The sequence below is a fragment of the Paeniglutamicibacter selenitireducens genome (assembly GCF_051550675.1).
Classification (GTDB): Bacteria; Actinomycetota; Actinomycetes; order Actinomycetales; family Micrococcaceae; genus Paeniglutamicibacter.
The window spans coordinates 128,636-144,730 of record NZ_JBPULF010000001.1 but is presented as its reverse complement, the minus strand read 5'-3'; the positions used below and the strand labels follow the sequence as shown (position 1 = coordinate 144,730).

At 65.6% G+C, this 16,095-nt stretch carries 17 protein-coding genes; 11 read left to right on the top strand and 6 right to left on the bottom strand.

Annotated features, from left to right (window positions below; genetic code table 11):
* Window positions 1-21 precede the first annotated feature (21 nt).
* From ACSYDW_RS00585 to ACSYDW_RS00575, 3 genes are all read left to right on the top strand, one after another.
* On the top strand, window positions 22-399 hold the full coding sequence (locus ACSYDW_RS00585) for a glyoxalase superfamily protein (protein WP_438336761.1): 378 nt from the start codon (window positions 22-24) through the stop codon (window positions 397-399).
* Window positions 400-596: 197 nt separating this feature from the next.
* Window positions 597-797, top strand: coding sequence for a helix-turn-helix domain-containing protein (locus tag ACSYDW_RS00580; protein ID WP_438336760.1), 201 nt, complete (start codon window positions 597-599; stop codon window positions 795-797).
* Window positions 794-1,984, top strand: coding sequence for a type II toxin-antitoxin system HipA family toxin (locus tag ACSYDW_RS00575; RefSeq protein ID WP_438336759.1), 1,191 nt, complete (start codon window positions 794-796; stop codon window positions 1,982-1,984). Before ACSYDW_RS00580 ends, ACSYDW_RS00575 begins: the two co-directional genes overlap by 4 nt.
* 266 nt (window positions 1,985-2,250) lie before the next feature.
* Here the strand turns inward: ACSYDW_RS00575 and ACSYDW_RS00570 are convergent, their stop codons facing one another.
* The 3 genes from ACSYDW_RS00570 to ACSYDW_RS00560 form a co-directional block, all read right to left on the bottom strand.
* Entirely contained in the window at window positions 2,251-2,691 is a 441-nt protein-coding gene (locus ACSYDW_RS00570) for a carboxymuconolactone decarboxylase family protein (protein WP_438336758.1), read from the bottom strand.
* Between the two features lie 326 nt (window positions 2,692-3,017).
* Window positions 3,018-3,743: a Fic family protein gene (locus ACSYDW_RS00565; RefSeq protein ID WP_438337311.1), complete on the bottom strand. Its 726-nt coding sequence runs from the start codon at window positions 3,741-3,743 to the stop codon at window positions 3,018-3,020.
* The gene (locus ACSYDW_RS00560) at window positions 3,671-4,168 is read right to left on the bottom strand and encodes a Fic family protein (protein ID WP_438336757.1); all 498 of its coding nucleotides are present in this window, start codon (window positions 4,166-4,168) and stop codon (window positions 3,671-3,673) included. Before ACSYDW_RS00560 ends, ACSYDW_RS00565 begins: the two co-directional genes overlap by 73 nt.
* Before the next feature lie 386 nt (window positions 4,169-4,554).
* On the opposite strand from ACSYDW_RS00560, the gene thrS reads away from it, so the two are divergent.
* Window positions 4,555-6,558 (top strand): threonine--tRNA ligase, encoded by a 2,004-nt coding sequence (gene thrS / locus ACSYDW_RS00555; protein WP_438336756.1) that lies wholly within the window; start codon window positions 4,555-4,557, stop codon window positions 6,556-6,558.
* Window positions 6,559-6,562: 4 nt separating this feature from the next.
* Window positions 6,563-7,171, top strand: coding sequence for an HIT family protein (locus ACSYDW_RS00550; protein ID WP_438336755.1), 609 nt, complete (start codon window positions 6,563-6,565; stop codon window positions 7,169-7,171).
* Window positions 7,172-7,253: 82 nt separating this feature from the next.
* Here the strand turns inward: ACSYDW_RS00550 and ACSYDW_RS00545 are convergent, their stop codons facing one another.
* Complete coding sequence (locus ACSYDW_RS00545) at window positions 7,254-7,652, bottom strand: DUF4440 domain-containing protein (RefSeq protein ID WP_438336754.1); 399 nt, start codon at window positions 7,650-7,652, stop codon at window positions 7,254-7,256.
* A gap of 318 nt (window positions 7,653-7,970) precedes the next feature.
* On the opposite strand from ACSYDW_RS00545, the gene pdxS reads away from it, so the two are divergent.
* Window positions 7,971-8,885, top strand: a complete 915-nt coding sequence (pdxS, locus tag ACSYDW_RS00540; RefSeq protein ID WP_438336753.1) for a pyridoxal 5'-phosphate synthase lyase subunit PdxS — start codon at window positions 7,971-7,973, stop codon at window positions 8,883-8,885.
* Between the two features lie 128 nt (window positions 8,886-9,013).
* On the opposite strand, the gene ACSYDW_RS00535 is transcribed toward pdxS, so the two are convergent.
* Both ACSYDW_RS00535 and ACSYDW_RS00530 read right to left on the bottom strand, forming a co-directional pair.
* Window positions 9,014-9,769: a GNAT family N-acetyltransferase gene (locus ACSYDW_RS00535; protein ID WP_438336752.1), complete on the bottom strand. Its 756-nt coding sequence runs from the start codon at window positions 9,767-9,769 to the stop codon at window positions 9,014-9,016.
* A complete protein-coding gene (locus tag ACSYDW_RS00530) occupies window positions 9,766-11,787 on the bottom strand; it encodes a M3 family metallopeptidase (RefSeq protein WP_438336751.1) in 2,022 nt (673 codons plus the stop codon). Before ACSYDW_RS00530 ends, ACSYDW_RS00535 begins: the two co-directional genes overlap by 4 nt.
* 79 nt (window positions 11,788-11,866) lie before the next feature.
* Here ACSYDW_RS00530 and ACSYDW_RS00525 point away from each other — a divergent pair, with 79 nt between their 5' ends.
* The 5 genes from ACSYDW_RS00525 to ruvA all read left to right on the top strand — a co-directional run bounded on the left by ACSYDW_RS00525 (window position 11,867) and on the right by ruvA (window position 16,084).
* A complete protein-coding gene (locus ACSYDW_RS00525) occupies window positions 11,867-13,156 on the top strand; it encodes a CapA family protein (protein WP_438336750.1) in 1,290 nt (429 codons plus the stop codon).
* A 123-nt stretch (window positions 13,157-13,279) separates the two neighbouring features.
* Window positions 13,280-13,948, top strand: coding sequence for a pyridoxal 5'-phosphate synthase glutaminase subunit PdxT (gene pdxT / locus ACSYDW_RS00520; protein WP_438336749.1), 669 nt, complete (start codon window positions 13,280-13,282; stop codon window positions 13,946-13,948).
* A 2-nt stretch (window positions 13,949-13,950) separates the two neighbouring features.
* Window positions 13,951-14,706 carry a YebC/PmpR family DNA-binding transcriptional regulator gene (locus ACSYDW_RS00515; protein ID WP_438336748.1) on the top strand — a complete coding sequence of 252 codons (756 nt, stop codon included), beginning with the start codon at window positions 13,951-13,953 and terminating at the stop codon, window positions 14,704-14,706.
* Window positions 14,707-14,712: 6 nt separating this feature from the next.
* Entirely contained in the window at window positions 14,713-15,315 is a 603-nt protein-coding gene (gene ruvC / locus ACSYDW_RS00510; protein WP_438336747.1) for a crossover junction endodeoxyribonuclease RuvC, read from the top strand.
* A gap of 157 nt (window positions 15,316-15,472) precedes the next feature.
* Window positions 15,473-16,084, top strand: coding sequence for a Holliday junction branch migration protein RuvA (gene ruvA, locus ACSYDW_RS00505; protein ID WP_438336746.1), 612 nt, complete (start codon window positions 15,473-15,475; stop codon window positions 16,082-16,084).
* Window positions 16,085-16,095: the final 11 nt, after the last annotated feature.

Genomic DNA, 16,095 nt, shown 5'->3' with positions numbered 1-16,095 from the left:
CGCGGGACTAGCCTGTGCACCATGGATTGGAAACTAGAACTGGTATTTGTTCCCGTGTCCGATGTCGACCGGGCCAAGGACTTCTATGTGAACAAGGTGGGATTCAACGCGGACTATGACGAGCGGCCCAATGAGAAGATCCGGTTTGTGCAGCTGACCCCGCCGGGCTCGGCTTGTTCGATCTGCATCGGCGAAGGGCTGAACGATGCCGCACCGGGAACTGCACCCAGCATGCAAATGGTGGTCAGCGACATCCAGGCAGCGCACGACCAGCTGGCGGCCAACGGCGTCGAGGTCAGCGACGTCGATGTCCAGGACTGGGGGAGCTTCGTGTACTTCGCCGACCCGGACGGCAACAAGTGGGCGGTGCAGTACATCCCGCAGCGCCCTAACGGCTGATTCCACCGGCGTTTGGACCCGGAGGGGTTCCCTGCGACCGAAATCGGCAGTATACTGCCGATTTCGGTCATGATTGACTTGCTTTTTTCTACAAAAGCCATGTTTCGGCAAAATATTGCCGAAACATGGCTTTTGGTGGAGTATGGAGAGAGGAAGCATGTAAATCGGCAGTTTCTTGCCGCTTGAGGAGGCTGGATATGGAGAGCGTTTCGGTCATAGCTGACAGTATTCGCGCTGCTCGCAAGAAGGCCGGGCTTACCCAGGCAGACTTGGCCGATCTTGCCGAGGTATCGGAACGAACGGTCAGGGCCATGGAATCGGCCAGCGGCAATCCTTCGCTGTGGGCGGTTGTTTCCGTTCTTGGTGTTCTGGGACTCAAGCTGACGGTCGCGCGATGAACCTGGAGGTGCTCAAACGCGTACACGGTGCCGATGTTTACAAAAACGGAATTCTGGCTGGGAACCTGTCCCGGACGGATGAGGGTGCTGTCCGGTTTACCTATGTGACGGAATACCTGGGCGAGGGTAACCCGCCGGTGGCATTCTCCCTGCCGCTATCCGGCGAACCTGTTGAAACACCGCATGGTGCGCTTCCGGCATTCTTTGCGGGGCTGCTGCCGGAAGGACACCGATTGACGGTGCTCAAGAACGCCACCAAAACCAGTTTTGACGATGAAATGACCTTGTTGCTGGCCGTCGGTGCGGACGTTCCGGGCGACGTCCAAGTCGTTCCCGCCGGCGGGGACCCTGTGGAGCCCGATGCCTTGGCCAATGCTTCAACCCTGGCGGACCTTGACTTTGCTGTCCTCGCCAATTCCGTCGACCTGCACGGATTGCCCGGTGTACAAGACAAGGCGAGTGCTTCGATGCTCACTACCCCGTTGGCCGCGCGGGGACAACGCTACCTGTTGAAACTGGATCCGGAGAAGAACCCCCACCTTGTGGCCAACGAAGCTGCACATTTGGCAGGGGCCAAGGCACTGAAGATCCCTGTTGTTTCCAGCGAAGTCGTCCACGACAAAAACGGCCGCGCCGGGCTGCTGGTTAAGCGTTTTGATAGATACCGGGACGGCGACAAACAATGGCACAGGTTGCCGCTGGAAGACGGCACCCAGGTCATGGCATTGCCACCCGCTGCCAAATACGGCGTTGCGTCTGAGGAAGTGGCACTTGCACTTGCCGAAAGATGCGAGGCCAGGTTGCCGGCCATTCGCAATTTCTACCTTCAGTTCCTCTTTGCATGGCTGACCGGCAACGGGGATCTGCATGCCAAGAATCTCTCAATCCTTGGCGACACTTCCGGGGGGTTTTCCCCTGCACCGGTGTATGACGTTCCCTGTACGTTGCTGTATGGCGATGAAACGATGGCGTTGCCCATCGCGGACAAGGTGAAGAACATCCGGGCACGGCACTGGGCGGAATTTGCTGCCAACTTGGGGATGCCGCCCCGAGCGGCTGCTTCTGCAAACAGGTTGGCGTTGAAGGCGGCGATGTCGATCGACTTGGAAAGGTTGCCGTTTGAAGGATCGCCGTTGCGTGGCGCCCAAAGAGAACTGCGTTTTCGCCGCCACGAACTAGAAGCATAGGGCAACCCGTCCTACAACGTCGCCTTGGCTGGGGACGGGAACCCGCCCGGATAAATTCGCGTTGCCCGACTTGGTCTCCCGGGTACCCGGCCGGGAGGAACGAACACCGGGCCGGGGCCGCGTACGGACTGGGGGCAAACGGCATTGCCTGGCACCAACCGCACCCACACCGTATGACCGCTTCCTGTTGAACGGGTCCGACCAAGACAACTCCGGGTTGCGGACACGCTTGGGCCCCGAATCACCCAGGGAATGATTGCAGTGCCCTACGGCGACACCGGATAGCGGCTGGTGATCGCCACGCGGTTGAACATGTTGATTGCGGCGCTGAGCCATGCCACCGCCGACACCTGCGCGTCGCTGAGCACGGACGATGCCATCGTGTACGTGTCGCGGGGGACCTGGTCCACCGACACCAGGGTGATCGATTCGCTCAAGGCCAGGGCCGCGCGCTCAACGGCCGTGAAGTACTCCGACTCTCGCCACGCCGGCAACACCGCCAAGCGGTCGCTGCTTTCTCCCAGTTTTATCGCATCTCGCGTGTGCATGCGCAGGCAGTAACTGCACCCGTTGAGTTGCGAGGCCCTGATCTTGATGAGTTCGCACAGCTTCGGGTCGAGATCGGCCGCCCTGGCCGCCTCGGTGGCGGCCTTGTTCATGGCCAACAACGCCGCATACGCGGCCGGATCGGACTTGCTGAGGTTCACGCGGGTTTCCATGCCTGCATGTTAGTCCGCGAACCCGGGAACAACTAGAGGTTGGTTGTATTCGTGGGGGTCGGGACGGCTTTGGATGGACGGACGCAGGCGGTGCCGGGTTTTGATAAGTGCATCTGCTTGTGAATGCAGTTCGTGGAACATGCCCGCGGTCAAGGGGCCAGCTTGTAACTGCCGGTACTCCGGCGATGGGAAAACGTTCGCCAGGACCGGGCGACCAAGGGGTCGGGCCAAGCCACCTTTGAAAACGCATCCGGCTTCCAGTGCTGGTGCCCCCAAAATGCAGGCGCGGTGGAGGGAATCCACTCGAACGGTGGTCAGATGCCGAGGAGGCCCGCCGCTGCCAGATGTGCACGTACATTCGGTGTCAAGAGCTGTTCCCGATGTTCGCCGATGCGTTGGACCAGGCTCTCGGTTTCATCCAGTACGTCCCCTGCGCTCCATGCCCGATCACGGCTTCCCCGGCCGACCGATCTCAGCACGCGGGCTTCTTCTAGTTTCCGGATTCCGGAATTTGCCGCTGTATTGCTGAGTCCCAGTCGTTGGGATGCGGATTCAACAGTTAGGAGCGGTGTGGCGAGTAGCGTGTCGATGAGGCTGTCCGCCGCGGAGCCTGCTCGGGGCTTGACCATTTCACGCCAAAGACTCGGCATCTCGGCAAGAATCCGCGCCGAAGCCTCGGCTTCCTGACAAACGACGATTGCACTACTTGCGAGGAATTCCACGAATAGGGCACCGCGACCTGTTCGATAGGTGTTGACGAGCTCGAAATACCAGTCGCGGCGTGCGGCGAAAGCAGAGGCAATGGGTATGACAGCCGTCTGGGTCAATCCGCGGTATCTAAGGATCGCGTTGATGAGGGCCCGTCCTATGCGCCCATTTCCATCAGTAAACGGGTGGATGCTCTCAAAGTGGGCATGCGCGAGGGCCGGAATGTCTCGTCTGCCGCAAAAAGACTGCAAATCAGCCATCAGGGCTTCGGCTTTTTCCGGAGCGGGCGGAACATGGACGGCATTTCGAGGAGAGTAGTCAGAACCCCGGATCCAGTTCTGTACATCGCGGATCTTGCCGCATACCGGGTCTCGTAGGGATCGTCTTTCATGAGAATTGCGTGCGCAGTTGTCAGGGCGCCGATATCCGCGGGGTTTTGGGTCTCGGCAGCCCGGATCAGATTTTCGATAGCGTCTGCGGCGGAAATAGTTGATTTGGCATCGTCGCTGGCCCGAATCCCGAGGGGCGCGCGTGCAAGATCAATCTGAGGCGCTTCAACGAATTCTATTTTTGAGGATGACTGGGCCTCAATGCGAAGCAGGAATCCGGTCAGCGGCGCCAGGAGCATGCCGGCGGTTGCATCAAGGCGAGTAATCGACACAACGGCTTGTTCGCATAGGGTCGACAGTTCAGAATCCGGAACCCAGACTTCGTCCGCAATCAAGGGGGGAATGCTGGCAACGAAGCGTGTGAACATGCGGTCTTCTTTGGGGCCTTGACCGCTTGGTGTCCAGGACAAGAGTTCCGAATCACGGGACGGCCACGGAACCTTCATTGATTCCTCATTAGCCTTGGATGGTGGATCTGCTATCCAAGGTTATGGTCACAACCTTGGATAGCCAGTGGGTTCTCCAAGGCTATGGAGTCGGGAAACGCGCTGTCTCACTCCGCTTGCTGGCGGGTTGCAAGGTTTGAGGCAGTGATGCGGCTTGTGGGATGTGGATTTGTACTGAGGCCAATTGCCCTGCCGGCACGCGCGCCGATTGGTGGGGCGCCGAAGGGTTCCGTTAAGCTGGATGTTGGCTGGCTGTGGTCATCGTATGCCACAAGCTATGAAGCCGGACAACGAAACGAGGAACCGTAGTGCTTGAGCAAATCACACTGACCGTCGATGGTGAACAACGCGAGGTGAATGCCGGTACTACCGGGGCCGAGCTGTACTTTGATGACCGCGACGTCGTGGTCATGCACGTCGATGGCGTGCTTCGCGACCTTTCCCGCCCGCTTGAGGCCGGGACCGCCGTCGAGCGAGTCACCATCGATTCCCCCGCCGGGCTCGAGGTCCTGCGCCACTCCACCGCGCACGTCATGGCCCAGGCCGTGCAGCAGCTGCGTCCCGATGCCAAGCTGGGCATCGGCCCGTACATCACCGACGGTTTCTACTTCGACTTCGACGTCGCCGAGCCGTTCACTCCCGAGGACCTGAAGACCCTCGAGAAGATGATGCTCAAGATCGTCAACCAGAACCAGAAGTTCGCCCGCCGCGTCGTCACCGAGGACGAGGCCCGCAAGGCCATGGCCAACGAGCCGTACAAGCTGGAGCTGCTGAAGAAGGCCAACGAGGCCGATTCCGCCGGCGAGGGCGTGAACGTCGAGGTCGGCGCCGGCGAGATCACGATCTACGAGAACGTCGACCGCAAGTCCGGCGACGTCGTGTGGTGCGACCTGTGCCGCGGCCCGCACCTGCCCAACACCAAGCTGATCTCCAACGCCTTCGCGCTGACCCGCACCTCGGCGGCCTACTGGCTGGGCAACCAGAACAACCAGCAGCTGCAGCGCATCTACGGCACCGCGTGGCCGACCAAGGAAGCACTCAAGGCATACCAGGAGCGCATCGCCGAGGCCGAGCGCCGCGACCACCGCAAGCTCGGCGTCGAGCTTGACCTCTTCTCCTTCCCCGACGAGCTGGGTTCCGGCCTGCCGGTGTTCCACCCGCGCGGCGGCATCATCCGCAAGGAAATGGAAGACTACTCGCGCGCACGCCACGTCGAGGCCGGCTACGAGTTCGTCTACACCCCGCACATCACCAAGGGCCACCTCTACGAGGTCTCCGGCCACCTTGACTGGTACAAGGACGGCATGTTCCCGGCGATGCACGTGGACGCAGAGCTCAACGAGGACGGCACGGTGCGCAAGCCCGGCCAGGATTACTACCTCAAGCCGATGAACTGCCCGATGCACAACCTGATCTTCGGCTCCCGCGGGCGTTCGTACCGCGAACTGCCGCTGCGCCTGTTCGAATTCGGTTCGGTCTACCGCTACGAGAAGTCCGGCGTGGTCCACGGCCTGACGCGCGTGCGCGGCATGACCCAGGACGACGCCCACATCTACTGCACCAAGGAGCAGATGAAGGACGAGCTGACCGAGACGCTGAACTTCGTGCTGGGCCTGCTCAAGGACTACGGGCTGGATGACTTCTACCTGGAGCTCTCCACCAAGAACGAGGAGAAGTTCGTCGGCGACGACGACGTCTGGGAGGAAGCCACCCGCACCCTTGCCGAGGTCGCCGAGGCCTCCGGCCTGGAGCTGGTCCCGGACCCGGGAGGAGCGGCCTTCTACGGCCCGAAGATCTCCGTGCAGGCCAAGGACGCGCTGGGGCGCACCTGGCAGATGTCCACCATCCAGCTGGACTTCAACCTGCCCGAGCGTTTCGAGCTCGAGTACCAGGCCGCCGACGGAACCCGCCAGCGCCCGGTCATGATCCACCGCGCGCTCTTCGGCTCCGTGGAGCGCTTCATGGGCGTGCTCACCGAGCACTACGCCGGCGCGTTCCCGGCATGGCTCTCCCCGGTCCAGGTCGTGGGCATCCCGGTCGCCGAGGCCTTCAACGAGTACATGTTCGACGTGATCGACAAGCTCAAGGCCGCGGGCATCCGCGCCGAGGCCGACATCTCCTCGGACCGTTTCCCGAAGAAGATCCGCACCGCGTCCAAGGAGAAGGTGCCGTTCGTGCTCATCGCCGGTGGCGAGGACGCCGAGGCCGGGGCTGTGTCCTTCCGCTTCCGCGACGGCAGCACCGACAACGGAGTGCCGGTGGACGAAGCGGTTGCCCGCATCGTTGCCGCCGTGAAGAACCGGGAAGCCTAGATCCATGGGGGAGTCCACACGGGCACAAGCCATCGAAGCGCCCGAGGAGCTTTCGCAGGAGGAGCGGGACGCGGCAGTCACCGACGATTTCGAACTCGCCGGGGTGCCCGATTCCTTCCAGCGCCTGTGGACTCCCTACCGGATGGCCTACATCAAGGCCGGCCAGAACCAGGTCAAGGACGAGGAATCGTGCCCCTTCTGCGTTGCGCCATCGCGCAGCGACGAGGATTCGCTGATCCTCCACCGGGGCAGGACCGCGTACGTGATCCTGAACCTCTTCCCCTACAACCCTGGCCACATCCTGGTTTGCCCCTACCGCCACGTGCCGGACTACACCGACATCACGGAGGAGGAGACCGCGGAGATGGCCGCGCTGGCGCAGAAGTCGATGCGCGTGCTGCGCCATGTTTCGCGTCCCACGGGCTTCAACCTGGGCATGAACCAGGGTGTCACCGGAGGGGCCGGCATCGCCGCGCACCTGCACCAGCACGTGGTTCCGCGTTGGGCCGGGGACGGGAACTTCTTCCCGATCATCGCCCAGACCAAGGCGATGCCCGCCACGCTGGGGGACATCCGGGGGGACCTTGCCGCCGGATGGCTTGAGATCGACTAGGGCTGAACAGCACTTCACGCAGTGGCCGCCGGGCATTTTGCCCGGCGGCCACTGCGCTTAAGCGCGCTTCCCGACGGGCCGCTCACATTCCCAGGTTGTCGGCATGGCGGTGTGCCACCCTCCATTCGCCGCCCTCGCGGCGGTATACCTGGGTGGCCCGCAAGGTGTAGCTGACGGGCGTTCCGTCGACGGAAGCCGAAGTGTGCTCCAAGCCTGAGGTGTAGGCCATCGACCCCGCGACGTCGTACTCCTGGAGCTCGAACTCGTAGGCGGTGCAGTTGGAGAACCGCCCCTCCAGAAAGCTGAAGGTCTCCTCGACCTCGTCCAGGCCATGGGCATTGCGCAGGGCACCAAGGATGCTCACCGGCTCACGGTCGGACCAGATGGCCCGGCGGGGTCCAGCGTCTCCTTGGTGCAAGTAAAATTCCGCTTCGTACAGCGTTGTCCTGATCCAGTTGAGGAATTCTTCCCGGTCGGCCATCCGGCAAATCTACGCGCGGGCCCAGCCAGTGGCAAGGGCGTCCGAGACCATCGGCGCGGCCAGGCGATCCGGGTGGTGCAACCCGACAGCCTGCCGTTTGTGGCGCGCGAGGGGTTGCCACGGGCGGATTTTGTGTGTAGGCCGGGGCTGATCGCCGTGTTTGCGGGTTCCTCGGCCATCCAGGCGCCGACGCGCAACCCCAAATGATTAGTAGACTTGTCTACCGGTTGTCGAATGTGACGACACACCCGAGGTCTTTGTTACGTCCTCGTCCTACGATGATTCGCATACTGCTCACCTTATTGAAAGGAACTCAAGGTGTCTGAAAACGAAGGCGTCTCAACCCCGGCAACTACCGTAGGTAGCGATCGCGTCAAGCGCGGCATGGCGGAAATGCTCAAGGGCGGCGTCATCATGGATGTTGTCACCGCGGAACAGGCCCGCATCGCCGAAGATGCAGGCGCCGTGGCCGTCATGGCCCTCGAGCGCGTCCCGGCCGACATCCGCGCCGAAGGCGGCGTGTCGCGTGCCAGCGACCCGGACATGATCGACAGCATCATCAACGCCGTCTCCATCCCGGTCATGGCCAAGGCACGCATCGGCCACTTCGTCGAAGCACAGATCCTTCAGTCCCTCGGTGTCGACTACGTCGACGAGTCCGAGGTGCTTTCCCCGGCCGACTACGAGCACCACATCGACAAGTGGGACTTCAAGGTTCCCTTCGTCTGCGGTGCAACCAACCTCGGTGAGGCCCTGCGCCGCATCAACGAGGGTGCAGCAATGATCCGTTCCAAGGGCGAAGCCGGCACCGGCGACGTTTCCAACGCCACGGGCCACATGCGCAAGATCCGCGCCGAAATCGCGAAGCTCGCAGCACTTCCGGCGGACGAACTGTACGTTGCCGCCAAGGAACTGCAGGCCCCGTACGAACTGGTCAAGGAAGTTGCCTCGACCGGCAAGCTTCCCGTCGTGCTCTTCACCGCCGGCGGCATCGCCACCCCGGCAGACGCCGCCATGATGATGCAGCTGGGTGCGGACGGCGTGTTCGTCGGCTCGGGCATCTTCAAGTCCGGCAACCCGGCACAGCGTGCCGCTGCCGTGGTCAAGGCCACGACCTTCTACAACGACGCCGACGAACTGGCCCGCATCTCCCGCGGCCTGGGCGAGGCCATGGTCGGCATCAACGTCGCCGACATCCCGGCACCGCACCGCCTGGCAGAGCGCGGCTGGTAGCACCCGCGTCCCGGCCTTGCCGGGGCCAACACGAAGGCCCGGACCCGGACCCGCGCACCCCTAGGGGGCGAGGATCCCGGTCCGGGCCTTCGTCGTACCTTCCGGCTCGGCGTGTGGCCCGGATTGGCCTACCGCAGGACCATGTGCCGGCCGCGGCCCAGCAGCCGCATGCCGTTGGCCTCGAAGAACGGGGCGGAGGTCGGCGAGGCCGCGGCGATCAACTCGATGTGCGACCTCTCCTCAAGGCCCAGCGGGTTTGCCATGCCGCGGGCCAGCCCGTGCAGCAGGGCCGAACCGACACCCGTGCGCCGGTGCGCCGAGCCCACGGCCAGCCCGTGGATCGCCAGCTGCCCGCCGAGGGCTTGCTGGGCGAATGCGCGGCCGACCAGGTCGCCGTCAACGGTCCGGGCTGTCGCCTGCTCGATGCGCCGCAACGCCGGGTGTCCAGCGCTGAGCCCCGCGGCGGCGGGGTCGCGCCACAGGTTTGCCACGTGCAATTCGCGGGCGTCGGCCCCGGAGGCCTCCGGCACGTCGGTGCCCAGACGCACCCGCCCGGGCCACAGTTCGGGCGGGCTCATCAGTTCACCGGCATGCCAGCTGACCTGCGCGGAGTCGGTGAAGCCGGCGTCCTGCAGCCCGCCGGCCGGGGCGCCGGAGTTGACCCAGGCCTCGACGCGGCGGGCGCCGAGCCGGGTTCCCTCGGCCAGGCCGGGGCGGATTCCCGCCTCCTGCGCGTGCCGGGGGAAGAGCAGCACGAGCCGGCGTCGTGCCGGCTGCCAGGCCCACGCGCAGCCGTGCGTCGTGAAGAGTTTGCCGCCCGTGGCGATCGCCATGGCCTGGTGCCACTGGGTCAGCGTCTCCTGGGCAAAACTGATGGTGGTCATGAGTCCTGTCCCGTGGCCAGCCCGCGGCGCACCAGCAACGGCTCGATCCGTGCCTGGCGGCCACGGAAGAGCCCGTACGATTCGAGCGGGTCGCGCGTGTTGCCGCGCGAAAGCAGTTCGCCGCGGAAGCGGTCCCCGTTCTCCCGGCGCAGGCCGCCGTTCTCGGTGAACCACTCCACGGTGTCGGCGTCCAGGACCTCGGACCAGATGTAGGAGTAGTAGCCGGCCGAGTAGCCGCCGTCGAAGATGTGCTTGAAGTAGCCGGTGCGGTAGCGCGGCGGCACCAGGTCCGGGACCAGCCCGGCCTCGGCGAGGACGCGCTCCTCGAAGGCCGCCGGGTCCGCGACGGGCTCGCCGACCGGCAGCGAGTGCCAGGCCAGGTCGAGGATTGCCGCACTGAGGTACTCGGTCGTGGCGAAGCCCTCGCCCCACAGCGCCGCTGCCTCCAGCTTGTCGATGGTGCCTTCCGGCAGGGGTTCCCCGGTCCGGGTGTGGGAGGCGTACCCGGGCAGGATGTCCCGGTGCAGCGACCACATCTCGTTGACCTGCGAGGGGTACTCCACGAAGTCGCGCGGCACCGAGGTCCCGGCCAGCGACGGGTACTTGCCCGCGGAAAACAGCCCGTGCAGGGCGTGGCCGAACTCGTGGAAGAGCGTGTTGACCTCGTCGAAGCTCACCAGGGCTGGTTCGCCCGCGGCCGGCTTGGGGATGTTCAGCGTGTTGGTGACCACGGGGCGTTCCCCGAAGATCCCGACGGATTCGCGGATCGAGTTCATCCAGGCTCCGCCGGCCTTGGTGGGACGGGCGAAGAAGTCGCCCAGGAACAACCCCAGCACGCTGCCGTCCTCGTTGCGGACCTCCCAGGTGCGTGCGTCCGGGTGGTAGAGGGGCAGGTCGGTGCGCTCGGCGAAGGAGAGTCCGTAGAGCCGGTGCGCTGCTGCGAAGACGCCGCGTTCAAGCACCGCGTCGAGCTCGAAGTACTCGCGCAGCGCCGCGCGGTCAAGGGTGTAGCGTTCCCTTGCCACCGCGGCCGAGTGGTAGGCCCAATCCCACGGGCGGATCGGCGACCCGGCAACCTTCGCCAGTTCCTCGGCTTCCGCCCGCGCGTTGGCCACGGCCGCGGGGACGAGTTCGGCAAGGCGTTCGCGCACCGCCTCGAGGGACGGCGCCGTGGCATCCTCCAGGACGACGTCGGCATGTGTGGCATGGCCCAGCAGTTCCGCGCGGGTTGCGCGCAGCGCGGCCATCTGTGCCGCAAGCTCCAGGGTGCGGTTTTCGCCCTCCAGCCCGCGGGACACCGAGGCCTCGAAGAGGCGGCGCCGGGAATCGCTGTTTTCCAACGTGGCCAGCAGCGGCTGGGAGGTCGGCAGCACCAGGGTCAGCAGGTAGCCGGAGTCGTGGCCGGCCTCGCGCGCCGCATCCGCGGCCGAGGCAAGCTCGCCCTCGCTGAGCCCGGCGAGGTCCGCGGCGTTTGCGAAGTGGACGGCCGCCTCGTTCATGGCCCCGAGCAGCTTGCGGGAGTACTCGGAGGAGAGGTCGGTGATCCTCCCGTTGAGCTCGCGCAGCGTCGCCTTGCGCTGTTCGTCGAGCTCCGCGCCCGCGGCCCGGAAGGTGCGCAGCGTTTCGGAGACCAGCCGTGCGTCCTCGCCCCGGAGCCCGGAGGCGTCGAGGGAGGCGAGGCGGTCAAAGAGCTCCTGGTCCAGGTGGATCGCGTCGAGGTGGCCGGAGTAGAGGGCCTGGAGGGTCGGATCGATCTCGCGCAGCGCATCGGTGCCGTGCGCGGAGAAGACCGTGCCGTAGGCCATCACGGCCCGGCGCAGCAGCTGTCCGCTGCGTTCCAGGGCGAGGAAGGTGTTCTCGAAGCTCGGCGCGTCGGGATTGCGCGCGATGGCGCGCAGCTCCTCCAACTGCAGCGCCACCCCCTGCTCTGCCGCCTCCAGGTAGTGGGCCGCGCTGATGGCGGGGAAGTCGGGGAACTCGAAGGGCAAGGTGCTTCGCTCAAGCAACGGATTCTGCATGCCTCCAAGCCTGTCACATGCCCGCCGCGCCGTGTGTTTCCCGCGCCGCCGGGACTCCTCCGGGGTTAGGCTCGTGGCTATGCGCGAACGACGAGCCGCTTCCGCCCGGGCCGGGCGATCCATTGCCCTGTTTCCCGTGCTCGCCTTGCCCCTCGTGCTGGGGGCCTGCTCCGGGGTTCCCGTGCAGCCGCCGGGCACCGCGTCGTCGGTCGAGGACACGGTGCCCGCATCGTCAGCGACGCCGGCAACAACACCGACTCCAGCACCAGCACCCGCACCGGCGCCGGAAAGCGAGGCGCAGGAACCAGACGCGACGGCATCGAGGTCATCGCCGCCCGGCGATCCGGGTTGCCCCGGGGAGCAATGCCTCGAGGTGGCCGTCGCCGGCGACATCCTGCTGCACCCCGCCCTGTGGGAGCAGGCCGCACGGGACGGCGGCGGGAAGCTCGACTTCGCACCGCTGCTTGCCGGCATCGCGCCCTTCCTGGACGAGGCCGACCTCTCGCTGTGCAATCTCGAGACACCGCTGGCGCCGAAGGGCGGACCGTACCGGGGCTACCCCATGTTCACGGTGCCCCGGGAAATCGTCCCGGCCCTCAAGGCCGTGGGGTACGACGGCTGCACCACTGCCAGCAACCACTCGATGGACGGGGGAGTGGCCGGCGTGGTCCGCACCCTCGACGCGCTGGATGCCGCCGGCCTCGTGTCCACGGGCTCCTACCGAAGCGCGCAGGAAGCGGGCAAGCCCCTGGTGGTCCGGGTCGGCGGCGCCAAGGTCGCAGTCATCGCCGGCACCTACTCGCTCAACGGCGTCGCCGAGGACCATCCCTGGCGTGTCGATGGAATCGAGCAGGCTTCGCTGGTGTCCCGGGCCAAGGCGGCACGCGCCGCGGGGGCCGAGATCGTCCTGGCCGCCATCCACGACGGGGCCGAATACACCCAGCGGCCCACCGCCGGGCAGAAGCGGCTCTACCGGGCGCTGGCGGACAGCGGCGAGTTCGACTTCGTCTACTCCCACCACACCCACTCGGTGCTGCCCATCGAGAAGCGCGGCGACACCTGGATCGTTTACGGGCTGGGCAATTCCGTGGCGCAACACGCCACGAAGACCCCGCTGAACCGCGAGGGCATCACCGTGAACATGCAGTTCGTACGGACCGCGGACGACTGGAAACCCGGGCAGCTGCGGTGGGCCCCGCACGTCATGGCGCAGGACCCGGCGCGCTGGTGCGCGCTGCCCGCCCCGGCCGGAAAGCCCTGCACCGACAAGGCCGGGGATGATGCATCGCTGGCACGCACCACGGCAACCGTCAACGCCTTCGGTGCCCGGGACGCCGGCGCCACGCAATGGGTTCCGGGGACCCGCTGATCCCGGCACTGTCCGACGCGCCGTGTCATCAACATGGGATGCGGGCCGCCGCGGGCTTAAACTTGGCTGTCCGCCTGCCCAAGCCGCAGGCGGGGATACAAGGACAACCAGAAAGCGACACACGTGTCACGAATAGGAGTGCTCGCCCTGCAGGGCGATGTGCGTGAACATCTCCACACCCTCGCCGCCCTGGGCGCGGAGGCCGTCCCGGTCAAGACTCCGAAGGAGCTGGCACAGGTCGAGGGCCTGGTCATCCCCGGCGGCGAATCCACGGTCATCGACAAGCTCTCGCGCATGTACGGCGTGGCCGACGCCCTCAAGGCGCGCATCGCCGACGGTTTCCCGGTCTACGGGTCCTGCGCCGGGATGATCATGCTGGCCAACACCATCGCCGACCCGACATCCAACCTCAAGGGCGAGCCGCAGCAGAGCTTCGGAGGCATCGACATGGTGGTGCGCCGCAACGCCTTCGGCCGCCAGGTCGACTCTTTCGAGGTCGACATGCAGGTCCGCGGCCTCGAGTCGCTCTCCAGCCAGGACCCCGACGAGCCGACCAAGCCCGTGCGCGCCGTCTTCATCCGCGCACCGTGGGTCGAGTCCATCGGCCCGTCCGTGGAGGCGTTGGCCACTATTCCTGCCGCGAACACGCCGATGAACGCCGACGGGGTTCAGGTGGATAGAATTGTTGCAGTACGTTCGGGAAACCTGCTGGCGACGTCCTTCCACCCGGAGGTGACGGGCGAACGCCGTATTCACGAATTATTCATCCACATGATCAGAGGAGAAGCGTAAGCATGTCCGGCCACTCCAAATGGGCAACCACCAAACACAAGAAGGCCGCCATTGACGCCAAGCGCGCCAAGTCCTTCGCCAAGCTGATCAAGAACATCGAGGTCGCGGCACGAGCCGGCGGCGCCGACGTTGCCGGCAACCCGGCACTTGAACTCGCGATTTCCAAGGCCAAGAAGACCTCGGTCCCCAACGACAACATCGACCGCGCCGTCAAGCGCGGTGCCGGCCTGACCGGTGAGGTCATCGACTACACCGAGATCATCTACGAAGCACGTGGCCCCCAGGGCTCGGCCCTGCTGATCGAGTGCCTCACCGACAACAAGAACCGCGCCGCCTCCGAGGTCCGCCTGGGCATCACCCGCAACGGCGGCACCGTGGCCGACCCGGGCTCGGTGGCCTACCTCTTCACCCGCAAGGGCGTCGTCGGCCTGCCGAAGAACGGCCTGACCGAGGACGACGTCCTCATGGCCGTGCTCGACGCCGGCGCGGACGAGGTCAAGGAGGCCGGTGATTCCTTCGAGATCCACAGCGAGCCCACCGACCTGCGCGCCGTCGTTGCAGCACTCGAAGAGGCGGGCATCGAGTACGAGAGCGACGAAGTCGAATTCGTGCCTTCGATGCAGGTCGACCTCGATGCGGATGCCGCCACCAAGTTCCTGAAGCTTGCCGAGGCGCTGGAGGAGCTCGACGACGTGCAGAACGTCTACTCGAACGCCAACATCAGCGCCGAGGTCATGGCAGAACTCGAAGAGGCCTAGGCCTCCTTGGCCCTGCGAGTGGTGGGCGTCGACCCCGGACTGACCCGTTGCGGTCTGGCCGTGGTCGACGTCGAACCCAACAGGCGCGCCACGCTCATCGACGTCACGGTCATCGGGACCGAAGCCGGGACGCCGCTTGACCTCAGGCTGCTGGCGATCGCCGACGGCATCGATGCCTGGCTCGATGCGCACAAGCCCGACGTTGTCGCCCTCGAGCGAGTCTTCAGCCAGCTCAACGTCAGCACCGTCATGGGCACGGCGCAGGCCTCCGGCATCGTGATCGTTGCCGCGGCCCGCCGCGAGATCCCCGTGGCGTTGCACACCCCCACCGAGGTCAAGGCCGCGGTGACGGGATCCGGGCAGTCCAACAAGCAGGCCGTCGGCAAGATGGTCGCGAAGATCCTGCGCCTGGACGAGCCGCCCTCGCCCGCCGACGCCGCAGATGCCGCGGCCCTGGCCATCACGCACGGGTGGCGCGGAGCTGCCTTCGGGGCGGCCGGCGCCGCCGCTTCCGCGTCCTCCCCGCGCGGCGGAACCTCGGGCCTGACCCCGGCCCAGCGGGCCTGGATCGCTGCCGAGGCCAAGGCGCGCAGCGTCAAGTCCCGCTGACGGGGTGCCGTCGGGAACCCGGCGGGTACCGGCTCCCGACGCTGCCCGGCGATCAAATCCACGAACGACAGGCGCCAGACCTGTAAGCTGTTCGTAGATATATTCGTATTGCCGGGCCCGTTCGCCGGCAAACCCCAAGACACCGGAGGCCTGCCAGATGATCAGTACGCTCAGGGGAGTGGCGCAGCAAGTCAACCTGAACAGCGCCGTCATCGAGGTCGGCGGGTTCGGCATGCTCATCCAGGCGACACCGCAAACTCTTTCCACGCTCTTCGTGGGCCGCGAGGCCCTGGTGCACACCTCCATGGTGGTCCGCGAGGACTCGATGACGCTCTTCGGGTTCGCCAGCGGAGAGGAGCGCGAGGTGTTCGAGGTCCTCATCGGTGTGTCGGGCATCGGCCCGCGCACGGGGCTTGCCATCCTCGCCGTGCACACCCCGGAGGAAGTCCGCATCGCGGCAAGCACCAAGGACACCAAGGCCTTCACCAAGGTATCCGGCATCGGGCCCAAGGGCGCCGAACGCATCGTGCTGGAACTCTCCGGGAAACTCACCCCCACCGGTGCCGTGTCCACCGGTGGCACCGCCGCCGCCCCCGCCTGGGAGGCCCAGGTCATCGAGGCGCTCACCGGACTGGGCTGGACCGAGAAGGACGCCACCAAGGCGCTCGAGGCCCTGGCCAAGTCGGATCCGTCCACCACCGCCAATGGCAGCGTTCCCGAGATCCTTCGGGCCGTGCTGCGTTCCCTGGGCCGCGGCACGCGGGCCTGACCCTAGGAGTA